23 protein-coding genes and 2 pseudogenes are annotated in these 22420 nt (G+C 36.7%); 8 read left to right on the plus strand and 17 right to left on the minus strand.

The annotated features are described in order from the left end of the window. Positions 1-122: 122 nt before the first annotated feature. The 3 genes from traG to ACFIJS_RS07485 are packed head-to-tail and all read right to left on the minus strand — an operon-like array spanning position 123 to position 2494. Positions 123-2036 (minus strand): Ti-type conjugative transfer system protein TraG, encoded by a 1914-nt coding sequence (gene traG / locus ACFIJS_RS07475; protein ID WP_375650965.1) that lies wholly within the window; start codon positions 2034-2036, stop codon positions 123-125. After that, positions 2014-2238, minus strand: a complete 225-nt coding sequence (locus tag ACFIJS_RS07480) for a conjugal transfer protein TraD (protein ID WP_375650966.1) — start codon at positions 2236-2238, stop codon at positions 2014-2016. Before ACFIJS_RS07480 ends, traG begins: the two co-directional genes overlap by 23 nt. Before the next feature lie 52 nt (positions 2239-2290). Then, positions 2291-2494, minus strand: a complete 204-nt coding sequence (locus ACFIJS_RS07485; RefSeq protein ID WP_375622559.1) for a TraC family protein — start codon at positions 2492-2494, stop codon at positions 2291-2293. Between the two features lie 235 nt (positions 2495-2729). Here ACFIJS_RS07485 and traA point away from each other — a divergent pair, with 235 nt between their 5' ends. The 3 genes from traA to ACFIJS_RS07500 all read left to right on the plus strand — a co-directional run bounded on the left by traA (position 2730) and on the right by ACFIJS_RS07500 (position 7070). Continuing rightward, positions 2730-6455, plus strand: coding sequence for a Ti-type conjugative transfer relaxase TraA (traA, locus tag ACFIJS_RS07490; protein ID WP_375650968.1), 3726 nt, complete (start codon positions 2730-2732; stop codon positions 6453-6455). Positions 6456-6524: 69 nt separating this feature from the next. Further along, positions 6525-6797: a type II toxin-antitoxin system RelB/DinJ family antitoxin gene (locus ACFIJS_RS07495; RefSeq protein ID WP_375624153.1), complete on the plus strand. Its 273-nt coding sequence runs from the start codon at positions 6525-6527 to the stop codon at positions 6795-6797. Between the two features lie 105 nt (positions 6798-6902). Then, positions 6903-7070, plus strand: coding sequence for a type II toxin-antitoxin system YafQ family toxin (locus ACFIJS_RS07500; protein WP_375624163.1), 168 nt, complete (start codon positions 6903-6905; stop codon positions 7068-7070). Positions 7071-7082: 12 nt separating this feature from the next. Here the strand turns inward: ACFIJS_RS07500 and virB11 are convergent, their stop codons facing one another. From virB11 to ACFIJS_RS07555, 11 genes and pseudogenes are all read right to left on the minus strand, one after another. Next, positions 7083-8135 (minus strand): P-type DNA transfer ATPase VirB11, encoded by a 1053-nt coding sequence (gene virB11 / locus ACFIJS_RS07505; protein WP_375624151.1) that lies wholly within the window; start codon positions 8133-8135, stop codon positions 7083-7085. A gap of 17 nt (positions 8136-8152) precedes the next feature. Beyond that, positions 8153-9267, minus strand: a pseudogene (virB10, locus tag ACFIJS_RS07510) (type IV secretion system protein VirB10). Positions 9268-9293: 26 nt separating this feature from the next. After that, positions 9294-10148 carry a P-type conjugative transfer protein VirB9 gene (gene virB9 / locus ACFIJS_RS07515; RefSeq protein ID WP_375624147.1) on the minus strand — a complete coding sequence of 285 codons (855 nt, stop codon included), beginning with the start codon at positions 10146-10148 and terminating at the stop codon, positions 9294-9296. A gap of 2 nt (positions 10149-10150) precedes the next feature. After that, positions 10151-10823 (minus strand): annotated as a pseudogene (locus ACFIJS_RS07520) (virB8 family protein). Then, positions 10820-11107, minus strand: coding sequence for a type IV secretion protein VblB7 (locus tag ACFIJS_RS07525; RefSeq protein ID WP_375650969.1), 288 nt, complete (start codon positions 11105-11107; stop codon positions 10820-10822). The pseudogene ACFIJS_RS07520 and the gene ACFIJS_RS07525 overlap by 4 nt, the downstream one beginning before the upstream one ends. A gap of 8 nt (positions 11108-11115) precedes the next feature. Then, complete coding sequence (locus ACFIJS_RS07530) at positions 11116-12054, minus strand: type IV secretion system protein (protein ID WP_375650970.1); 939 nt, start codon at positions 12052-12054, stop codon at positions 11116-11118. Positions 12055-12088: 34 nt separating this feature from the next. Next, the gene (locus ACFIJS_RS07535; protein ID WP_375650972.1) at positions 12089-12418 is read right to left on the minus strand and encodes an EexN family lipoprotein; all 330 of its coding nucleotides are present in this window, start codon (positions 12416-12418) and stop codon (positions 12089-12091) included. A gap of 22 nt (positions 12419-12440) precedes the next feature. Next, positions 12441-13196: a type IV secretion system protein gene (locus ACFIJS_RS07540; protein WP_375650973.1), complete on the minus strand. Its 756-nt coding sequence runs from the start codon at positions 13194-13196 to the stop codon at positions 12441-12443. Next, entirely contained in the window at positions 13193-15553 is a 2361-nt protein-coding gene (locus tag ACFIJS_RS07545; RefSeq protein ID WP_375650974.1) for a VirB4 family type IV secretion/conjugal transfer ATPase, read from the minus strand. The genes ACFIJS_RS07540 and ACFIJS_RS07545 overlap by 4 nt, the downstream gene beginning before the upstream one ends. After that, complete coding sequence (locus tag ACFIJS_RS07550) at positions 15553-15876, minus strand: type IV secretion system protein VirB3 (protein ID WP_375624135.1); 324 nt, start codon at positions 15874-15876, stop codon at positions 15553-15555. Before ACFIJS_RS07550 ends, ACFIJS_RS07545 begins: the two co-directional genes overlap by 1 nt. A gap of 19 nt (positions 15877-15895) precedes the next feature. Further along, positions 15896-16243, minus strand: a complete 348-nt coding sequence (locus tag ACFIJS_RS07555) for a TrbC/VirB2 family protein (RefSeq protein WP_375650976.1) — start codon at positions 16241-16243, stop codon at positions 15896-15898. Positions 16244-16401: 158 nt separating this feature from the next. Here ACFIJS_RS07555 and ACFIJS_RS07560 point away from each other — a divergent pair, with 158 nt between their 5' ends. Beyond that, on the plus strand, positions 16402-17133 hold the full coding sequence (locus ACFIJS_RS07560; protein WP_375650977.1) for a nuclease: 732 nt from the start codon (positions 16402-16404) through the stop codon (positions 17131-17133). 67 nt (positions 17134-17200) lie between these two features. Here ACFIJS_RS07560 and ACFIJS_RS07565 read toward each other — a convergent pair whose 3' ends face one another. After that, positions 17201-17776 (minus strand): replication/maintenance protein RepL, encoded by a 576-nt coding sequence (locus ACFIJS_RS07565; protein ID WP_375650978.1) that lies wholly within the window; start codon positions 17774-17776, stop codon positions 17201-17203. A gap of 53 nt (positions 17777-17829) precedes the next feature. On the opposite strand from ACFIJS_RS07565, the gene ACFIJS_RS07570 reads away from it, so the two are divergent. The 3 genes from ACFIJS_RS07570 to ACFIJS_RS07580 all read left to right on the plus strand — a co-directional run bounded on the left by ACFIJS_RS07570 (position 17830) and on the right by ACFIJS_RS07580 (position 20487). After that, entirely contained in the window at positions 17830-18342 is a 513-nt protein-coding gene (locus ACFIJS_RS07570) for a hypothetical protein (protein WP_375650979.1), read from the plus strand. A gap of 282 nt (positions 18343-18624) precedes the next feature. Beyond that, a complete protein-coding gene (gene repC / locus ACFIJS_RS07575; RefSeq protein ID WP_375650981.1) occupies positions 18625-19974 on the plus strand; it encodes a plasmid replication protein RepC in 1350 nt (449 codons plus the stop codon). A 27-nt stretch (positions 19975-20001) separates the two neighbouring features. After that, positions 20002-20487, plus strand: coding sequence for a helix-turn-helix domain-containing protein (locus ACFIJS_RS07580; RefSeq protein ID WP_375650982.1), 486 nt, complete (start codon positions 20002-20004; stop codon positions 20485-20487). Between the two features lie 59 nt (positions 20488-20546). Here ACFIJS_RS07580 and ACFIJS_RS07585 read toward each other — a convergent pair whose 3' ends face one another. Both ACFIJS_RS07585 and ACFIJS_RS07590 read right to left on the minus strand, forming a co-directional pair. Continuing rightward, positions 20547-20972, minus strand: coding sequence for a hypothetical protein (locus ACFIJS_RS07585; RefSeq protein ID WP_375650983.1), 426 nt, complete (start codon positions 20970-20972; stop codon positions 20547-20549). A gap of 13 nt (positions 20973-20985) precedes the next feature. Then, positions 20986-21129 (minus strand): hypothetical protein, encoded by a 144-nt coding sequence (locus tag ACFIJS_RS07590; protein ID WP_375650985.1) that lies wholly within the window; start codon positions 21127-21129, stop codon positions 20986-20988. A 979-nt stretch (positions 21130-22108) separates the two neighbouring features. Between ACFIJS_RS07590 and ACFIJS_RS07595 the strand changes: the two genes are divergently transcribed. Then, on the plus strand, positions 22109-22387 hold the full coding sequence (locus ACFIJS_RS07595) for a TIR domain-containing protein (RefSeq protein WP_375650986.1): 279 nt from the start codon (positions 22109-22111) through the stop codon (positions 22385-22387). Positions 22388-22420 lie beyond the last annotated feature (33 nt).

Genomic DNA, 22420 nt, shown 5'->3' on the forward strand with positions numbered 1-22420 from the left:
CCCTCATTAAACGCGGATCTGATGTCATGATTTTGGTGAGCGTACGGAGAGTTTGAGAGGCGGATAGCCTCTCATTTTATTAATTATGGACGAACGAAGAGAGTTCTATTTAGGAGATATTATTATTTAGGAGCAAATCTATTTTTGTTAGCAAGAGCCCTTAAATCCTTTCTTCTGAAATATATGGCACGTCCGCAACGAATAGGGGGCTGCCCTTGCATGAGAATGATCTGTTCGTCTTTTCGCATTTCTTGGGTAATTTCATGAGGATAAATTAAAGGTCTCTGCTGGACATTTAGACTTTCAGTTCCTTTTGCTCCTGATGTCCCTATGGTTTTGCTTTTGCCATGAACTTCAACAGTCATTTTACCACATGCCTTTGATATATTTTCAGCCGTTTTAATATCTTTAATAGCGGCATAACTTACAAAAGCACAGCTTTCAAACCATGCCATAGCACCTGATGAACCGAAGTGACGTTCAATTTGTCCTACAGATTGGTAAAAGAGCATGAGAGATATTCCATACTTACGCCCACGGTCACGCGCTTCTTCTAAGATGTTCATATATCCTAACAGATCAATTTCATCTAAAACAAAGAGGACTCTTTTTTCATAGTTTCCATTAGCGGCTTCCATAGCTTTGAGAAAAGAACCAACAAGAATACGTCCCACACCAGGGTAAGATTTTAGAATTTTTGATGGAATATTCAAAAAGATATCGATATTTCCTTTTGCGATATCAGTTGTTTTAAAGTCATTACCACTTATAAGATTGGCATAATTATCAAGGGAAAGCCATTGGGTATCTTTAGAAGCCGTAGCATAAACACCAGAGAAAGTTTGCGGTGCCATATTGGTAAAGACCCCAAGGGTTTCACGAATGAATTGCGATGAAGAACTTGATTGTATTGATTGCAATTTTCCAATCACGGATGGTTCTGGTTCCGATACAATCATACGAAGAGTTTTTAAGTTTTTTGCCTCTAACGTGTACTCATCAGAAAAGACGATATGTGCAAGTAGTCCTGTTAATAAATTATGTGCGTGTGATACAAAGAATTGATCGGTTGAAGTTGATTTATGGTTTTCGGAAAGAAGGAGTCTAGCAATTTCAACTAAACCCGCTTCCCTTTCATAGGCTGGAATGCTTTCATCTAATAACCAATCTAAAGGATTAAAAGTTTTTGTTGAAGCTCCATGAGGAGCAAGAACATGTACGGTATTTTTGTTTAATTTTTGTCGTGCTTCTTCAACGATTGGAGCGATTTCAGTTGAAGGATCAAAAACGATCAGTGGACCGGAATATTTGAGACAAGTTGGAATAACATTGCTGGTTGTTTTATAACCCCCAGAACCAGCAAAAAATAACATATGCGTTGAATCAAAATCAAGTTTGTATGTTAACAATGGTTGGTTGCCACCTTTTCCCCATGTTGTTTTGTCTTTAGGATTAAATTGGACATCTTTAACAACATCTTCGTCTACTCGATATCGTTCTCCTATTATGATTTCTCCATTGCTTGGAAAGATGCTTTCTAGTTTTTTCATATTCATCCATTGAGAGTCGCCGAAGATCTTATTTTTTGATTTTTTCAAAGGCGATTTTTTTGGCAACGATAGATTCATTGTGAAACCAAGGATAATAATACCAATGATTGAACCGCTCAAAACCATCCTATCAAAGAAAGGAAAAACATCAGCCCATGTCATGTTATTTTGTCCTACATAAGGACTTAATCTGATATATTCATTTATACTGTAGTAGGCAGCAAAAAGACAAAAGGCAATTAATGACGCTATGGTGATATTTTTTCTTATATGTATTTTTTGTAATAGAATAAATGAAGAACATGAAAGTGCAATAAGGACGAGAATATCGAGAGGTTTTGAACGAACAAACCAATAAGCATCTGGGGTAGTACCATTTTCTGTAATTTCATTTATTGTTATATTTACAAGAAAAAGAATTATGATTGAAAAGAGGAAAGGGCATATTAAAAATATGACTTGTTTACGATCTAGGTTGCTTATCATTTTGACCCCGCGTATCAGCAAAAGCATACTGTCCTATTTTTTGTAAATTTTTATATTCATTTGAATTTGTATCAAGTTTTGCAGCATGAATTAAACATCCTAATATAAATGATTTATCTGCGTCCCTGAGACCAGCCTTTACGACAAGTCCGCCTAGAATAATTTTTTCACGTGCATCTTTACGTCTTATTTCATCACTCAAAAATCTTCCCCTTTTTTCAATGCGTCTTAGTGATTTTATAGAGTTACCGAGATTATTCAGTTTTTTGCTGTTCTTTTTGAAATCGGGCTTTAATCTCCTCGAAAATATTTTTCCATTGATCGTTTGTTATGTTTAATTCTGTTAATCCCGCTTCAGCTGCTAATAGTGCAATTTTTTCCCCTTCTTGTTTTTTAGCAGCTTTAATTTTTTCAAGAAGTTTTTTACTTTTTTCTTCAAGCGCTTTTTTTTCTTCCATAAGTTTTTCTAAAGATTTACGTGACATTTCAAATTCTCTTTTATTTGTTAATCTTTATCTTCCCTTAACAGAATAAATCTCTAATAACAATACTTAATAGTGCGCATTTTATGCGCTCCTGAAAATGTCTTTTTTCAAAAGATTTTTGAAGGCGCAATTATACGTTTTAAAATAAAACGTTTTATGCTATAGATTATTTCTGTGAAATAAACACAATTTTTGGTAATTTTATCTTATGGCAAGTGCGCATTTACAAGCTAAAATTATTTGTGCTGGAAAATCAGCAATTTCGGCTGCCGCCTATCGCCATAGGACAAGGATGTTTGATGAGTTAGAAGGATCTCATACGCATAGATATGATAAAGATAAAGACCTTGTACATTCAGAAATGGATATTCCAAAAAGTTCTCCAAAATGGATTACAAAACAACTCAGTCATTTCGACACAAATGATAAAAAAAGTGAATGGCTGTGGAACACTGTGCAAAATAGTGAGCGCGTGAATGGGCAGTTGGCAAGAGAAATAGTTATAGCGTTGCCATTAGAGTTATCACGAGATCAAAATATTTCTCTTGTACAAGACTTTGTAAAAGAAAACTTTTCATCACGTGGACTTGTTTCTGATTGGGTTTATCATGACAAGGAAGGAAATCCACATGTGCATATTATGCATACTTTACGTCCTGTTGTAGAAAATGGTTTTGGTCCAAAAAAAATAGCTGTCTTAAATGAAGATGGAACAGTAAAAAAATCTCTTGTTACTATTCGTGATAGACAAGGGAATGCTATAAGAAAAGAAGAGCGTATAGTTTATGAAACCGTTATAGGTCATAAAGATGCATTGAAGGATTTACGCAATTCATGGGGTGAGATTGCAACGAGGCATCTTGCACTTGCAGGTCATGATATAAAAGTAGATATGCGTTCTTACAAAGAGCGTGGTTTATCCATAGAACCAACAATTCACTTGGGACAATCCGCTCATGCAATGTGTAAAAAAGGACTTGCTAGCAATGCGGTACAAGCTAATGAAAAAATAAAACAGAGATCTGTAGAAAACATCAGAGAAAACCCTAATGAAGTATTGAAGTTGATTTCATTTGAGAAGTCGACATTTAATCGTGGTGATCTTGCTAAGATCATTAATCGATATGTTGATAATGCGAATGACTTTAATGATATTATGGTGCGTTTAGAACAAAGCGATAATCTTGTTAAGATCAAAGATCATTCTCATCCTTATAAAGTGATTTACTCTACAAAGGAAATATTAAAAACCGAATATGATATGGAGCGGAGTGTTGTTTCGTTGTCTCAAACGACAGGACACGGTGTAAAAGATAGACAGGTTTTAGAGGCAATAAAGTCTGTTGAGAATAAAGATAAAAGTAATAGATTTAAATTTTCAGAAGAACAAAAATTAGCTGTTCAGCATATTACAGATGATAAAGGTATTGCGGCTGTTGTTGGTTATGCTGGTGCTGGAAAGTCAACTCTATTGGAAGCTGCAAATATTGCGTGGGTTAATAGTGGGAAGCGTGTATTTGGTGCAGCTCTTGCGGGTAAGGCTGCGGAAGGTCTTGAAGAATCTTCAAAGATAAAAAGTAAAACTCTTGCTGCGTGGGAATTAGCGTGGAAAAATAAGAAGGAGGAATTACGGGTTGGTGATGTTTTTGTCATTGATGAAGCTGGTATGGTTTCTTCAAAACAACTTTCGCATTTTGTCCAAAAAATTGAAAAAGCAGGAGCTAAAATTATTCTTGTTGGTGATAATATGCAGTTGCAACCCATTGAGGCTGGAGCGGCATTTCGCGCTGTAGTTGATAATATTGGTTATGTAGAATTATCTGGTATTAGGAGACAAAAAGAAGAATGGGGGCAAGATGCATCACGGCAGTTTGCACGTGGACAAGTAAAGGCAGCTTTAGACCATTATAAAAATAGAGGATTCATTCATGAGACTAAAACGCGTGACCAAGCCATAAATACTCTTGTTAAAGATTGGATGGATACACGAAGGAAAGTAGAAAAAAAATGTGAGGAAGAAGGAAAAACTTTACGGGGTGACGAATTACTTGTTCTTGCTCATACGAATGCATCTGTAAAAAAATTAAATGAAGAAATTCGAACCGTTCTTAAAGATGCTCGTTTACTTAAATTTGAAGATAGTGCAAGCGTCACAAATTTTGATACTCTTAAGGGGCATAGGGAATTTGTTGTTGGTGACAGAATTATCTTTCTTGAAAATGCTCAATTTGAAGAAAGATATGCCCCCGAATTAGGAAAGCAAAAAGTTAAAAATGGTATGTTGGGAACTGTTTTGTCAATACAAAATGAAAGAGGAAAACCGCTTTTAAAAGTGCGTCTTGACTCTGGTAAGGAGGTTGTTTTCTCCAATCAGACTTATCAAAATATTGATCATGGATATGCAGCTACTGTCCATAAGAGTCAGGGGGTAACCGTTGATAATGTTTTTGTTTTAGCTTCCTCATCTATGGATCAACATCTTGCATATGTTTCTATGTCTCGACATAGATATCAGTCACATCTTTATGTGTCCGAAGAGGATTTTAAAAACGTTCGATTATATGAACACAAGCAGGTTAAAGGTACAGTCACCGGTGAACTTGTAGAAGCAGGGTATGCTTCTTTTAGTGAAACCGCCAAAAGCAAAACACCTTATGCGGATATAGCAACTTCCCGTGGAGTTGAGCGTATTTACGGGGTAAATCTTCCCTCTGCTATAGATGGAGCTCGTATAGAGCTTGGTGATAAGATATCCATTCGTCAAGATAAAGAGACTGTTGTTGTTAACAATAAAGAGATTAGACAAAACGTTTTTCATGTGGATTTAATAGAACGTGGTGATCCTTCTTTTGCTAGTAGCATTAAACAATCCGATCGTGCAAATACCTATGAAAAATTGGTAGCAGCTCTTTCTAGGTCTGGTGTTAAAACAACAACTCTCGATTTTTCTGAATCTCCTGATTATAGAGATTATATAGCCAAATTTACAAAGAATAGAGGGATTGATGTTTCACAAAGTGTTGGGGAGAAAATAGTCTCTTATGTTGAGAACAATAAAGAATGGTTACTAAAACAAAAAGAGAAGATTGAAGTCCTTTGGGATAGAGCAAAGACAGCTTTTAGCAGACTTCAAAAAGAAGATCCCAAGGTTGAACAATCACAAAAAGATTTGAATGTTGTTGCAAAAGCAACAGAACGAGAGCCATACCTTGCTGCTTATACGGATAACTCTAATTTAGAACAGAAGGTGCTAAGCGCTCTCAGGAATGAAAAATCTTACGTTGATATGTTTAAAAAATTAAACAGTCGTTTAGCGTCTATTTATAAAGATCCACAAGAGGCTGCGCTTAGGATTGAGCAAACAATTTTAGCGGGTAAAGGGGATAAACTTCCTGATATTCTAGCTAAGTCTCCAGAGAAAGCTGGTGAACTGCGTGGGTCAGATCGTTTAATCGATAAACTCAAACCTACAGGAAAAGAACGAAAAGAAGCGCTTTACAATGTTCCTCTTGCTGTTTCTACTATGAGAGAGCTTCAATCCTTTTATAAGAATTCTTATGAGATACATATGGATAGTGTTACACGGGAGCGTGAACAGTTAAAAGTAGAGGTTCCGTCACTTTCACAAGAAGCAGTGACTTTTATGAAAAATGTTGAAGCTGGACGTGAAAGTTATTCAAAGATACCAGAGCAGGTCAATCAAGAGTTTTTAAAGCTACAAAGTGCTTTAGATAAGCGTTTTGGACAAGATGCCATTCATAAACAAGACTTTGACTTGTCAAAAGCAATACCCCAAAATCAGCCTCAGGATAAAAAGCTTATGAGCGAGTTTCAAACAGCTGTTAAATTTTTGCAACAGAGGCAACAGGAGAAAATCAATGCGATAGCGCAAACAAAGTCAAAAGATGTCATGCAATTGTGTGAAAAAACTTAAGGCGTAGGAAACTTTCTTCTGTAGCCCAATTGTGCTATATATTAAGAAGGCAACTAAAGGAGGTTTACTATGAGTGTAGCAGTAGATTCAAAAGATGTCGTTCGAGCACGCATAGATAAGAATTTGAAAAAAGAAGCCCATGAAATATTAGCGACTCTAGGACTTACGGTGTCTGATTTTATACGGATTGCTTTAACTAAAGTCGTCAATGAAAGAGGATTGCCGTTTGATATGTATGTTCCTAATGCGGAAACGCTTGAAACTTTTGAAAAAACGGATAAAGGCGAAGATGTTTTTTATGCAAAAGATGTGGAGGATTTGTTTAAGCAATTGGATATTTAATTATGCGTTCTGTAAGCTATTCTGGTAAATTTAAAAAGGATAGGAAAAAAGCGGAAAAGCGTGGAAAGGATATGCAAAAATTAACGGAGGTTATGCAACTTATTAATCAATAAGAAGCAATTACCGGCTGCGTTAAATGATCATGCATTACAAGGAAATTGGAAGCCACGCCGTGATCTTCATATAGAACCAGATTGGTTGTTAATTTACATTGTTAGTGATGATCATGTCCATTTTGATAGAACAGGAACGCATTCGGATTTGTTTAAGTGATTTCGACAGTTTTTAAAAAGCATCACGGCGTTTGAAAGGATCGTAATAGATTTCTGTTACACGAAATTTTCCTTCCAGGCGTTTGCATTGGATGATGACATCTATCATCGAGATTAATAAGCCGCGGATATCATCGCGTGCTAAATTACCACCACCGTCACTTTCTTTGACTAAAAGGGTCATTTGTTCAAAGGCTGCAAGGGCTGTTGAGGCGTGAACGGTGGTAATGGAGCCGGGGTGACCAGAGTTGACATTACGAATGTAGTAAAAAGCTGTACCATCACGCAGCTCTTGTAGAAGGATTCTGTCGGGGCGCATGCGTAAGCCAGATTCAAGAAGTTCTTTTGCGCCTGCTTTTGCTAAGCCTTGGTTATCTTTTGAATAAAAGAGTTGGACTTTATTGGCGTGCGGAACGACAAGTTCTGGCGTGTCCTCAATGGTGAGAATTCGTTCATATTCAGGGATTTTTGCAATTAAAGCTTTAGAGAGGGTTGTTTTCCCTGAACCGGTTTTGCCTGATATTAAGATATTTTGTTGTGTAATAACGGCTCTTTCTAAAAAGGTGCAAAAATCTTTAGCGATAAAGAGATCTGTTAGCTCTTTGTCTGTATCAGAGAGTTCGGATAACCGTTCAGTCATTTGTTGCGTAGGTGTGAAACTGGTGTTTTGGGCGACAGAAAACAGATTGTTTTCATGTAAACTTTCAAGAGAAAAAGTGCGTGATGAAGGTTTACGAATGGTCATGCTAATGGTATTGGCTGCAACTGCTGGAGGCATAACAATTTGTATGCGTTCGTTGTTTGGTAGTGTTGCGGAGAGAACGGGGTTTTCTACACTGATTTTTTGTGTTGTGTAGGCAGCAACAACTTTTGCAATCCCTTCTAGTTCGCTGTAGGTTAGTTCTTTTAAGATGTGGGTTTGCCAACCATTGGGACCCTCAACGATTACTTCGCCGGGGCGATTGATAACAATTTCAAATAAATTCTCATCATTGAGGAAGTCATCTAAGATCTTTAATTTTGTTAAAACGATAGAAGCTCGTTCTGCATTTTTGGCTGATGGCATAATGTGACTTTATTGTCTTAATGAAAAAAGGAATAGCTGGGAGTAGAGCGGTTCCTTTTGCTCTTTACGGTTAGTTTATAGACAGATGAAAAATCGAGATCTCTTGCTACAAAGATGTTGACGAATTCGCCTTGAAATTTTTCTAGGGTGGGAGGGATGTTGATTTGATTTTCAAGGGCAACGGTGGCTGTATCTTTTCCGATATTGCTTGCTTCAGAGCTGTTGAAACCACCACCTGAGTTAGAATTGCCTTTCTTTTTATTGGTTAGGTTTGTTGTAACGCTATCAACAACGGTGAGTAATAATGCTGAACTGAAGCGTTCCCACCAATGGGTGTTGACGTTGCCGTCAAAACCAGCTCTCCCTAAACTGTCAGTTGCGGGAGATGCAAGATTGATGATGACACCGGTTGGTGTTTTTGCTCTTGTCCAGAGCACAAAGAGGCGAGATTGACCCTTTTTTAGCCCTCCTCGGTATTCACCAACAACTTGTGTTCCCTTATCAAGTAAAACAACGCGCCCGTTGTCAGAGAGGATATCACGGTTGATTATGCAGCTTGCAAAGCCTGGTTGGTCACTGTTTAATGCGGTTTCTAATATACAGGGAATAGAAGTTCCCATGGCAATGATAAAGTTTCTATTTCCCATGAGCCCAGCTCTTGTACCTTCTATTTGTGTAGGCTTTAGAAGTGAGGGGAAACTTTGTGAATCATTATTGGGAGTTTCACTTATATTATTACTATAGTTATTTCTCGGCATTTGAGTTGAAGAAGGGGAGGAATTGCTCGTAAAAGCCAATACGGGAGCACGTTGTGCTGCATCAAGTAAAGGATCTTTTTTAACTATTTTTTCTGGTGTTGTTGATGGTGTCGGTAGTGTAATTGGAGCAATGTTTACTCGTGATTCAGCGGAAACTAATTCTAATGGAGCAACTGAGTTATTAAAGTCTTGTTTTTTATGAACATTTGCCGTGTCTTTTGGTGTTGGTGGTGTTGAAAATATATTCCAAAGCACATATGCGCAAAACCCTACAAAGGCTATAATAATGATTATCTTTTTTTATCCGATTTTGATGTATTATTTTTGCCATCCTCAATTGATCCTCGATCTTCAATGATTGGTTTATCACTCATACGTTGTCCCCTTCAATTCCGCTTATTTAAAGATCTGATGCAATCTTACGTTCAACAGATGGTGAGGTTGTTCCGGTATCTGGATTTATGCCTTTTGGTTGATATGCTTCGTTAAAGATGCATAGGACGTTTTTTCCCTGTCTTAGGGTGAAGTGCGCGCTAATGGCATGGACAATAACCATGTTGCCTCTTGTGGTTTTTGGAACCAGAGATTCTGTTCCGTCATTGTTGACAATATAAATGGCAGGGATTTCTTGGTTGTCTGGAAATGTAAATGTTGTTGTTTTGCCATTGTCATAAACGGAGGAGGGTTCGAGCGTGCTCGATCCTTGAGCGGTGTAAGCCCAATTGCGTGGTCCGTAGGTTTCATAAGCGTTGAAGACACTATCAATACGCTGGGCTTGTTTTTTTTCTTGTCGCATAAGGGCTGCAAGTCTTCTTTGTTCTGCTTCCTCTTGTGGGTAGCGAAATTTCACAAGGAAATATGTTTCTTGTCCAGATGAAATTTCACCATCTTTGATCATCAGTTCAAATTGATAGGAGCGCTTTGAGCCATCAAGCTTTGTGGTGACGACTTGGAGATTGGTAATGGGTTGGACTTCTCTTGCCTTTAGGAAAAGAATATTGCCTGCTGGAGCGACTTCCCATGCGACGCTGTTGCCAATAGCCACATGGGCAATTTCTTCATTGGCAGAAAATTCTATTTGGACTGAGGAGCGTATCGAGCCAATAATTTTTGTGACATTATAAGCATCATAATTGACAAAACGAATGCGACTATCGCTTGGCGCGCGGGTGGGAAAAATACTCGCGTAGCTTATATGCGTCAAAGAAAAGGTAACAGCAATCCTAAGAATGAGAAAAAGGAATTTTTTTATCATGATCAGTAGACCACTTCCGGATCAGTTCTATATTCGTTAACGATAAACCCTAGAGGATTTATCAAACGGTTTTGGACAGAGATAGGGGCATTGGTATACTCAAAGGTGAGTGTCGCAACCCAGTGTGTGATGAATTCTTTGTTGTTGTCGTTGTTATGCAGAGTTCTGTAGTAACGCACTTGGGCGACATTTTCATTGATAAAGGAAATTGATTTTATAGTGATTGTTGCAATAGCATTTTTATAGAGAATTTGTGGGCTCTGTGGGTTTCTCGCTCCATACCATCCAGCAAATCTTTCTCGTTCTTCAGGAGAAGAGAGGAGAGAGACGGTTTCGAAGTTATTTTGCGTTTCTTCTACGGTGAAACCTTCACGGGAACGGACGTATTTTGCGGCAAAATAGCGTGTGATAGCTTCGTCAACATTGGTGGGACCTTCTTTTAAGGCTTCCACAACTTCAACGATACCGGTTGAATTATCAACGCGGATGACAAAAGGTTCTACAGTTTTAAGGGGCGTAAGGGTGATGACCGCCAGTGAGGACATTATTGCAACAGCAACGGCAAATGCCGGCGATGGCAAGCGAGACGCGGGTGGTGCGGCGTGAGGCGAGCATGCGGTCTTGATCAAATGAGCGTGCTTCAGCAATATATTGTTCTACAGCTTTTTCTTTCATGCTTTTTGCCCGCAATTTTTGTAAGATTTCATTTCTTCATCCGTTAATTTTTGTGCCAGAAGCGTTTCCAGCTTGCCTTGTTCTACGGATGAGGGTGTTTTTTTACTGATAATGATAGGCGTGGGCGTGGGTTTTTTCCCTTCCCAATTCCACATTGATCTATTGAGTGGACGTTTAGAATATCCATCACACTTTGGGAGTGACTTCAGTGTGTTTGGTGAGGATATACAGCCACTCAGAAAGAGAAATGGTAAGATAATCCCAATTTTTTTTAAACCCCGCATTTGTGGTATTAACCTCCTCTAGACTTTGACCCCAAACCTCTTAGACCGCTAATACCAGAACGAGCGGCTGCAAGAGCACCACGTCCAGCTGCTCTACTAGAATGGTGAGCTAAATGTGTTGATCCCGTAAGAGCTGCTCCTCCAGAAGCTAAAGCGGATGCAATTCCGGGTAAATGAATGAAAAGATAAATGCCACCAATGCCAATAACCATAAATTGAATTACAGAAAACATGATATCTTTAATGTCACCCGAAAAAATATCTATCGCAAGACTTACATATACGTTACCAAGCAAAGTGACCAATACTTGCAAAATGATAAAGTTTGCGAGTTGTCCTAACCACGCTTCTGTAAAACGTCTTGTTGTTGAAAACATATAAAGACTTATGAAGAGCGGTCCAACCGATATGACAAGAAATGAACCAAGTTTAGCAAACATTGTGACGATAAAGCCAATAGTGCTAAAAAAAGCAGCAATCAATAAACAGATTAAACCAGCAATCCAATTAACAATATACGTCCCTACTTCAGTCCATCCGTCGTGCTCGTTTGCTGCATCAAAAACATGTGCAGAAGCATGTTTCATCATATTGTCCCAGACATTCTTATCAGAAGCTGCACCTTGTGTGACATTTGCAATGGCATTAGGCAAATCAGTAAAAAATATATCTTTGATCCAGGCATTATATTGAGAGGCGTTTGTCGTAAGTGTAACAACGATAGCAAGTTTGAAGGTTGTTGCTATAAAATCCCATAAAGGCATAGAAGAACGCCCATACATAATGTTGTAACCTATAAATGCAATATAGATTATACAAGATGCTGCAAGAGGAGCGGATAAAGAACTTGAAAGATAGTTAATGGTTTTATCCATCAAGTCCCCAAGAGTATTCATTAAACGGTCATCTATATCACTGTACGTAGGAACGTAATTCATTAACGACATTGAATATCCATTTTATTATTTTTTGCAAAAACAACTATTGAGCGTTTCTTTCAGCTTCTTCTTTCTCTTTTTGTTCGGCTTTAGCGCGCTCTTTTGCTTCTCGTTCTTCTCGCCTTTTATTTATTTCCTCTAGAGCTTTTTCGTAATTTTCGTCAGCTTTTTTACGTTCTTCAGTTTCAAGTTCCTTCTTGGCTAATCGTGAATTGACACAATTTTTTGAAGTTCCTGTCGATCCACATTTCAATCTCCATTCTTTTAGTAAGTTTTTATCTTTCTTAAAATCTTCTACGCTATAGTTTTTTTCACACGCAGCAGTGATAAATCCTGTGCAAAGCAATAATGTTGTTATGATAATCTTGTTCATATTCAATTCCCTCTCTTTAATTTTAATGACCACGAATTTTTCTTGCATAGTCTTGGTATCTTTTACTAGTTTCTTCTCTAATCCGTATTGCTTCAGCTTCCTGTTGAGCTTGCTGAATCATAGAGGTGGCTTGTGTTTGTAAAGCCTCTGCTTGTAATATTGCTTGTATAGCTGCTAATTGTGTTTGAGCATCTTGCACTTCAGCAGCGGTTTTAGCATTTTTGAGTTTTTCAATAATCTTACTAATGGCTTTTTTCTTTTTATCGGCATCTTCGTAAACAGCTTGCCCTGTTGCTGCTTGTCCTACATTGCGATTGTGCAATTTTTCCACTTCTTGCTTGTAAAAGGCATCAACTGCTTCTTTTGATCCTGCGCCCCCCGAAGGTTCTTTATATAAAAGTTTTTCTTTCCATTTTTCAGTGTTTCCGCTACCACCCCCGGTGCCATCTATCGATTGTTCTAAATGATTAAAATCAGAAGGTAAAGCTGCATTATTCTCTTGATTATTAAACAAGTCCTGAAGAGCAGATAAATCAGTGGCTCCATTTAAGGATTTGTAGAGATTTTTCATTTCATCAAGTTGACTCTTTAATTGATTAAGTTGATCGTATCCTTGTTTTAATTGCTCTGCACCTTGTTGGAATTGTTTTAATGCTTGTTGATATTGCTGGGTCAATTTTGCAGCAGCTGTGGGATCAAATACCATGATAGCAAAGGCATTTGTTTGAAAGCCAAATGAAGCTGTATAGACGGCTGTTGCCAATAAAAGTTTTTTCATTGCTTTGACCTTTCTTGAAAAATAGGAAGCCATTTTTCTGGAGATTCACCAACTTCATCCATAATGGTCTCTAGGAGTTCAATATTCTTGGTGGTGCCACTTAAAATGGCTATTTCATCATCAAAGCCGCGTAAATTTAGCTCTGCTACAACGGAACTTTGTCCTTGTTTGATGAGAAAACGCCGTGACTCACGGCTTAATTCTGATTGTATCAGGTTAAATTCTCTGTCCGATAATTTAAAACCCTCTACATAATCGCTATGGTTTCCCTTTTGGTTGGGAAAATAAATCTGTGTTGGACACTGTTCTATAATGGTGTGGGCAATGGTCGAATTAATCGCATCTTTGGGAGATTGTGTTGCAAACAACATCAAACCATTTTGTTTACGGATAGTTTTCAGCCTGTCTTGCGCAAAGGCTTTAAAGGAATCGTCTTCTAGTGCTTTCCAAAACTCATCAATGACTATGATGATACGACGCCCATCAATCAGAGATAGGATTCTATGAAAAAGATACATCATTAAAGGTGGACGAATTTCATCATTGTCTAAAAAATCCGTCATGTCATAACCAATAAATTTTGCATCAATGCCAATGTCGTCATCAGGATTGTCAAAAACCCATCCTAAGGCATTGCCTTTACACCATCTCTCTAAACGACCCGCTATCCCCTCCCTATGCGTGGTATCAAAAAACATTTGTAAGGCGGATATCGTTCGTTGTTCTTTTGGTAACAAGGCAAGCTGATCAACAGCCGTCGTAATGTCTTGTCTTTCTGTTTCACTGATCTTTTTATCTTCAGAAGAAACGAGCTTTATAATCCATTGGCGTAAAAAAACTCTATCTGCTGGATTGTTATAGTCTAAGCCTTTTAGCGGTGCTATGCCTGTCGGTTTACCATTCTTCAAGGGCATATAAGTGCCGCCACCCGCTCTGACAAAAAGTTCTGCACCCCGATCTTTATCAAAAAAGACCATATTGGGATCATGTTTTTGAAGTTGCGCTAAAAGAAAATTGACAATAACCGTTTTCCCAGAACCAGAGGGACCGCAAACAAACGTATTGCCTAAATCACCAAAGTGAAAGTTAAAATAAAACGGTGAACCAGCAGAGGTCTTCATTAATGCGACCGCTGGTCCCCACACATTGCCATCTATTTTTCCAACCGGAAAGGAATGAAAAGGAGAAAGCGCTGCATAATTGCGGCTTGTTATTGCACCAGAACGGGTGCGATAAGCATAATTGCCAGGCAATTGTGCCCACCAAGCCGCCGCTAACCCTAAATCTTCCCGCGCAATCACCGCCCCACCATTTGTAAGATGAGAACGCGCTTTGGCAAGATTATCAGCTAACTCTTGTGGCGTATCAGCAAAAACTGCCAATGATAAATGATGCTCCCCTAAAACAAAACGATTGGATTCAAGATCATCAAGCGCATCATCCAGTTCCATAATTTGTGAGCCCGCACGGTCGCCTGCATTGACCATTTGGTTTTGTTTTCGCCCCATAATCTGCTTGGCAATGTTTTTGCTCTTGAAAACAAAAGATTGGGTGGAAATAAACTCAAAGGGAAGGGTGAGCAAACCATCCGCCATGCCTACCCTGGTTTTTGCTGGATATTCTTTCCAACCAAACATGCCCGCAAATCGCTGTCCCGCCTCGTAACGTATTTCTATGATCTCTTTCCCAAAAATGAGACGGTCTGAATAAACAGTTGAAGCTATCGTCCCCCATGTGAGGGGGATACGTTCACGACGACCTCCCACCAATTGGTGGATAAACTCACTTTGCTGCGAATAAATATTACCTTCATGTTCATAAAGGCTCAGTCTTTTTGCACCATAGCGCTCTAAATTTTGAATAAGATCTGTTGTAATATCTTCAAGCTTGCGAACGGACTCTGCATCAACTTCTGTCTTTTCTTGCTTGGCTTTGCCTAAACGTTTGAAAAACTCTGCTAATTTATCCGTTTTATCAACGTGTGGATTCCACAAAATCGAAAGATAAAGATCATTGCGATAAAGCTCCTGTGAAACCATCCGTTCACGATATTTATCATCTAATTGCTTGGCAAATGCCGATCTGAAAGTCCCATCCGGATAAACAGTTTCACGCTTTCTGATAATATGGCTATAAAGCGCTATCCGTTCATCAGCTATGTTTTTAAACAGATTGTTGAGCTGTTCGTGAAAAACATTCAGATCAATAATATCCGCTGTCTCAAAGTTAAGTCCTTCAAGAGCAATAACGGACATGAGAGCGCGTGAATCTAGTGCAATGATATGCTTGTTAACATGGCGCACGTAAGGGATGATCGCTTCTGGCTGCTTTTCACGTTTGCTTTGAGCAGCATTCATTATAATTCCTCATAATTACGAATTAATCGTAATGGAGAAATACTTCCCCCACCCCATAGACTCGAATTTCTGGCAAAAATAGATGTCTTTTGCCATGTCAGAAGAATACGAAATTTGTTATGGTCATTTTTAAGAATTTCCTTGAAAATGAAATGGATAGCAATACCAAAGGTTATAAGAAAAATGTTGCCTATCATAATAAACAACATCATTGTTCCTATCGCATTTAATCCCATAGCCTCCACCGTCACGCCTGCAATCATGGCAGGGCGCGTGCAAGCAAGAAATAACGTATCTTCTGTTAGCTTATCGTGCTCTTTCATGGCTTTGAAAGGCTAGAGTTTAATTAGAAAGCATTGCTGCGATTTGTGGTGCACCAAAAACAATGCCGATGCCAACACAAACAAAGAAAGCTTTACGCATTTCAACATAACCAGCAATCCACGCAATTCCAACACCGGCAATCGCAATGGTCGCAATAGATTTTGCAATCGGTCCTGTTAAAGCGGTGATTATTTTTTGAAGCGCACCTTCAATTTTTCCAAAACTTTGTGCAAATGCCGGATCACTAAGTGCTATGAAGGCAATAAACAGCATCAATGCTGTTGTTAACCATTTCTTTTGTGTATTGGATAGATTACTTTTTTGTAAGATGTGTTCACGACTGAACGAATTATTCATGTTTTTCATGAAAAACCCCCGCACTATTTTAGAGTTGAACATTAAATTAATATTTAAAATATTAATTCTGGTATCATATAAAATGAAAAAATAATTTTTTCTACTATAAAGTTACAAATATTTAATCTTTTCTTAATTATTAAACAAAAAATATAGTAATATTCAAAATGATATTTTTAAAACATCTTCGAGCATCGTCTAAATATATTGTCTTAATTTATATTATTATTTTTTGTGGACTATTTTATTTAAGTAAACATACTGAAAAACTTATACAAAGTTCTTTTTTTAAAGTATCAGAGAAAACAATAGAAAAACCCGTTCAAAATCCGAAGTCACAATTGATAGATTATAAAAACCAACAAAATGTGGTGTTGCATTCAGAACCAATCGCATCACAATTTTATGAAGAAAATGGGCCGGTCTATTCAGGTTCTATACAGGTCACAAGTGGTGTGACCTTTAAAATGATCACGCTTGTGGATGATGGATGGAGAAAAAAGATCATCCGCGATATCCGCTTATATGGTGTGGAAAGCTGTGAAATGAGGCAATTTGCCTCACGCAACGGAGTTAAGTGGCCATGCGGTGCTTTTGTTACGGCGTGGCTTGTCTCAAAAACAATCGATAAAAAGGTTACTTGTCGGCAAGCACGTGTCATTCAACAGGTTCATTATGCACAATGTTTTGTTGATGGTGTTGACCTTGCACGTTTGGGACTTGCAGAAGGATTGATGGTGTTGACAAAAGATCAGCATAATTTCCCCTCACCAGCAGATTATAAAAACTTACAATTTGCTGCGCAAAAAGCACAAAATGGCTTGTGGTCGAGCAAATTTGAAACACCTGAAGATTGGCGAAGAGATCACGGGAGTTATAATCCTATTGATCATAATTGATAAAAGTTACGCTCTAAAAATGAAGACGATATTCTTCAACCTTTTAGACAGCAAAAAGCAGTGGCTTTTATTTTATAAAATCCTCGAGATCTGCTTGATATTCATCAGATGGAATATCTAGCTTAGCAGAAGACGATTTTATTTGATATTCTTTCATAAAAGCAATCTTCTCTCCTTTGAAAAATAGAATAGGATTTACCCAATATTGATTAGGCAATTTTGGTTTCAAAATCCCTTTGTTTGTGAGTTCTTTTAAGCCACTGTAAAATGTTCTATCGGTCATATCTAGTTTTTTTCCATTAACTCCTCCATCGTACCAAATAAGAGTAATGCTTCCATCTTGGTTACCTTGATTGGAGTGATATGTTTGTAAAGCTAAGACAAGAGCCCGATAGCCAGTACGAGATAGATCAAAGATTGCTTGAATTCCGGCAGCAAATATTTTTACAAAATTTTTGTCGTCTTCTTTTTCAATCACATGAATTGTAGGTATATCAATTATTTCACCAGTATCTGGATTGACCAGTTTTTGCTGTGTAATATGCGTCTTAATAATCTGATTATCAGTATAAATTTCAGACTTATTAAGGAAAGGATTTTCATATGGAGAATATCGCTCTTGCCGCAATTTAATTTCTTTCATTTGAATGTCCGTACACACCGAAATTTTTTTTTCAGAAAAAAATAGAAATAAATTTGACAATCACTGAAGAATCACTCATATTTCATCTCAACTTATTTCTATATATAACAATTGTATTACCACAGATGACAGTTAGTATAACAACCAAACAAAGAAAGCAAACCGTTAGGCACGATCAGAGTCCTTTCATTAATGATGTTGTGGTTTCTATTAGGAATCCAGAAGAGCGGATTCTTGTCAATGTTGCGCTAATTTTTGATTTAAAAGCAGCAGGAATAAAAGTTTTTTTAGTTTTGGCTTGGATACTTCAAAACAGATTAATTCGCATGAATACTGTAATTTTAGACAAGGCTGTTTTAAAAACCTTTCTTGAAGCTCAAGAACGGAAGTTAGCGTTATCACCAACAACTTTTTTTCGTGGCGTAGCTGAATTAGAAAAAGCTGGTATTATTGCTAAACAAAATCATAGAGCTTGGTATTTTATTAATCCAAGCCTTGTTTTTAAAGACAAGAAAGTTGTTTTCACAAAAAATGTTGAATTAGAGAATAGGAAAACGGGGATCTAATTTTTCTTTACTATATTGAAAAGATTTTTCTTTTGAATATAGTTTCATCTTGACTCATTATGTAAATCTATGAGTCGTTTCAAATAGAGGGAAGTATAATGGCAAAAAAATAAAAACCCAACTGCGTTAACAGAAGGGTTTCTAAAATATCCGTTACGATAAATTAAGTTAATACAGTAACTCCTAATTTAATTTATCGTGATGCATTCTGCAAGAGAAATTTTGTAGAAAAAGGGTATTTTTAACGTTTTTTTTGCCTCCAATAGAGAGGTTTTAAAAATTATGGTTAAAAAAACATCTGGAAGAAAGATAAATGCACATCATATAGAATTTAGAAAATTAGCAGAAACTGCTGAGATTGGTTCTGTAAGCCGTGGTCAATTGATTGGATTGGTTAATCAACTGGAACAGACTGATTTCATAAAAGAGAGTGAAGCTAAACTTCTTTTGAATTTGTTAAGGACAGCTCCAAGAGATTCATTTGAAAAAGGCGGGGTTCCTATTGTTTTCAAAAGCAATCGACAACTTAGTTATGACATTAAACGGAGTGAATCGCGCGTTAGTTTTTTACTTTCATGCCTTTATGACTGTGGTCTTATTGTTATGCGCGACTCTGGTAACTTTAAACGCTATCCTATACGTAACCATAGCGATGATATCGTAACAGCTTGCGGTATTGATTTACGTATTCTTATTGCGCGATATCATGAACTTAAGCAAAAAGCAGACGAAGCTCTGGAGATTCGTGAGAAGCAAGAAGAAGCTTTGCATTATTTTAGAGGATTGGTGCGTCAAATTAAAACCTGTTATACAGAAATGGAAGCAACACCGTTTATCTCACTGCTTTTTTCTAGAATGCAAAAAATCCTCCATATTATTGGTCGTCCGGCTAAAGCGTCGCTTGAAAAATTATACAAAGCAATTCGTCTTTTTGAGGGGATTTTACAACGTTTTTTTTGGCAAAAAACATCAAAAACAAGATACACGGATCTTGCTGGCAATATACACATAGAACATACAACCCCTAACTATAATTGTAATTGTAACAAAAATGAGTGTTCAGAGTTATCTGAACACTCTCAAACCATTAATGTGACCTCCGGTCACAATAAAATGGCTTATGAAAATATAGAGAACGGCAAAACCGCCCCTTCACTTCCTTCAAAAAGTAGTACATTGCCTCAAATTAAGCCGGAGATACTGGAAAAGGCTTTACCAAATGCCGTCTTGTTTTCTGAATGTAGTTTCCAAACAGAAAGCGATTTGGTACATTCTATGTATCCTATGTACAGAATGATTAAAGTTTCAGAACATGCCGCTGAACAAGCTACAAAAATTATGGGACTTAAAAAAACAGCTCTGGCTATTGCTATCATTTTTGAAAAATATGCTAGAGGACTTGTAAAATCACCAGGTGGATATCTGCGCGGCATGATTGATAAAGAAACTCGAGGAGAATTATACCTAGAACGGTCACTCTATGCTTTGCTGAAGCAAGCCGATCAAGAAGAAATAAATAGTTTAAACTTAGAAAAAAATCAGAAAATAAAGCTAAACGAAGAAAAAAGCTCTTTGTTTGAGTTTGAACTCAATAAAACGTTAAAAAATCTGACAATGTCAAAATTTGCATAAAAAATCTTATTAAAGTGAAAAAAATAAATGGATAAAACAAAGAAAATAATAGGGCGACGGTTAACTGCACAACATCTAGAATATCAGAAAATAGCAGAGAATGTTGAATATAAAACAGTAAGCCGCGATAGACTATATAGATTAGCTTCTAAATTACCCATGATTGATTTAATTTCTGATTCAGAAGCTGTTATTCTTACCAACTTATTAGCAATAATACCTGATAAAGAATTTAAAAAAGGTGGATTTCCTATCACTCTTAGAACAAATCAAGAAATTAGTTTTGGCTCTCGTAGTCCAGGTCGTATTAGTACAATTCTCTCGCGTTTGTATGATTGCGGATTGATTGTCATATGGGATTTTGGATATTATGGTCGCCGAAATATAGATGACATAGATTACTACGAACGCTATACTGCAACAATTAGAGCGATTGATTTACGTATTTTTATCATTAGGTACTATGAACTTAAGAAAAAAGTAGATAAAAAATTAAAACGCATTGCATACTAATATGGCATATTTTCAGTGTACGATACTAATATTGTGAGTTTAAAATTACCTATCCAATATTATGAAAAATCTATATCGATAGCTTTTGCTTGCATTTGTTCGTAAAGTTTTTGAATTGCTTTCATATTATCTTTTCGTGCTTCGTTGATCGATAGTTCAATTGAGGTTGAAAAGTATAATCCTGTATCTTCTAGCCATTTATAATGCCATACCATTGCTTTACGCCCCTCATCATAAGGCAATCCACCTTTTCGGTTTTTGGGTAAGCTATGTGTTTTATTTATAAATTGGTATTGTACAGGATCACTAACAAGAGCTATATGTTTTTTAATGACATCTATATAAGCTAAAGCATTTTTGAAACTTTTTATCATAGCTTTACTGTTACCGTATTGGATAAAATCATTTTCTGTTAAAGAGCGCTCACTACTGATAAGTAACGATATATCACCATTTTGTCCAATATCACGAAGATAATTGTACAAATCACTTCGCACATCATGTAATTTTTTTTGCCTCCAATGTATTACTAAATTCTTGCATATATTTATGCTGTTGATCGAACAAATATTCTAGTTTATCTTGATATTTTTCATGCTTACTATCATTTGTATAGATTTTTGCTACTTCTTCTTCTTCCACAGAAAAACCTTTCTTAATGAGATGTCTTCTTATGCTATCTTGGAAAAAGAATCCGGACAATAGGCAAAAAATATTTAATTATGTCATAAAAAGTGTTTTTTAAATAAGGTAATTGGAGTTTTTAAATTTACATAAATAATAATTTATATACGAAATAAATATTTTAATTATTCATCTTTAGTGCCATTAATCCTTATTTTTAAAAGGCGTAAAGAAGGTCTAAAATGAGAAAAATTTTTGATTTAAAAAAAAGAGAAAGAGATAAATGATCAACTTATCCTAGCGGGGATAACTTTTTAGAACCTCTTCCTCCAAAAAAAGATATATACAAGATATTTTTATTTAGCAATTATTTTATTAGATCCTTTATCCTTTTTTTATGAGAGGCTATCCGCCTCTCAAACTCTCTGGAACGCTCACCAAAATCATGACATCAGATCCGCGTTTAATGAGGGGACTAACAAGTCTTGGTTCTTAGTGTCAAGGAAACCATTACATGGCGCCTAACGGCGTCCTTGACAAAGAACCTAACGGCTTGTTTTGTCCTTCTCACGCGGCTCCGAAATCATGATTAGAAGGGAGAGCTTTTAGGGGCAAATACTACAAAAGAAAGAGATAAAAATTATAAGCTATTTTATGAGATAAATATTTGAAAATATTATAAAAAAAGACAAAAAACAGTTGACAATAAATGGGTATTTTACTATATTAATACTTAAGTGATCAAAACACTAATCCTAAAGCGAATAGATTACGAAACAATCTTTCTTTGCTTTTCAAAAACTGACTGTCTTTTATGTTTTAAAAACGTATAATGATTTTGTCGGGTGTAGTTATGTCATATAATACCCCTTATGGGAAAAGCATAACAACAGACTTTAGGCTGTGTTTTGAGCGCCCGACGCTTTTATAGGTGTCAATTCAAAACCTTATAACCTAAAGGAGTTCATTATGAACGCTATCTCCAAAATTTGGTATTGTGCTACTTACTCCCGATGAAATTGGCTATGCAAAATCTGCTGATAAAAAAGACGCACAACCGCGCGCTAATCAAAATGTTATTTTTAAAATGGGTATGTTGTTTCCTATAATTTCTTGCAGAAATATTGCTATTTTAAAAAAACGAGATGTTGAAGTGCCTTTAGATTATGAATGGATTAATTACATTCCTTTTAATGAACACGTAAAAGAGACTCTCCCAAAACTTATGAAACTATTAAACACAGCCGGATTTAATTTAGATACACTTAACTACTGAAATTTTTTCTTTACATGAAGTATACGCAAAATA

This window comes from Bartonella sp. OT172YNZD (assembly GCF_042193725.1).
Lineage (GTDB): Bacteria > Pseudomonadota > Alphaproteobacteria > Rhizobiales > Rhizobiaceae > Bartonella > Bartonella grahamii_A.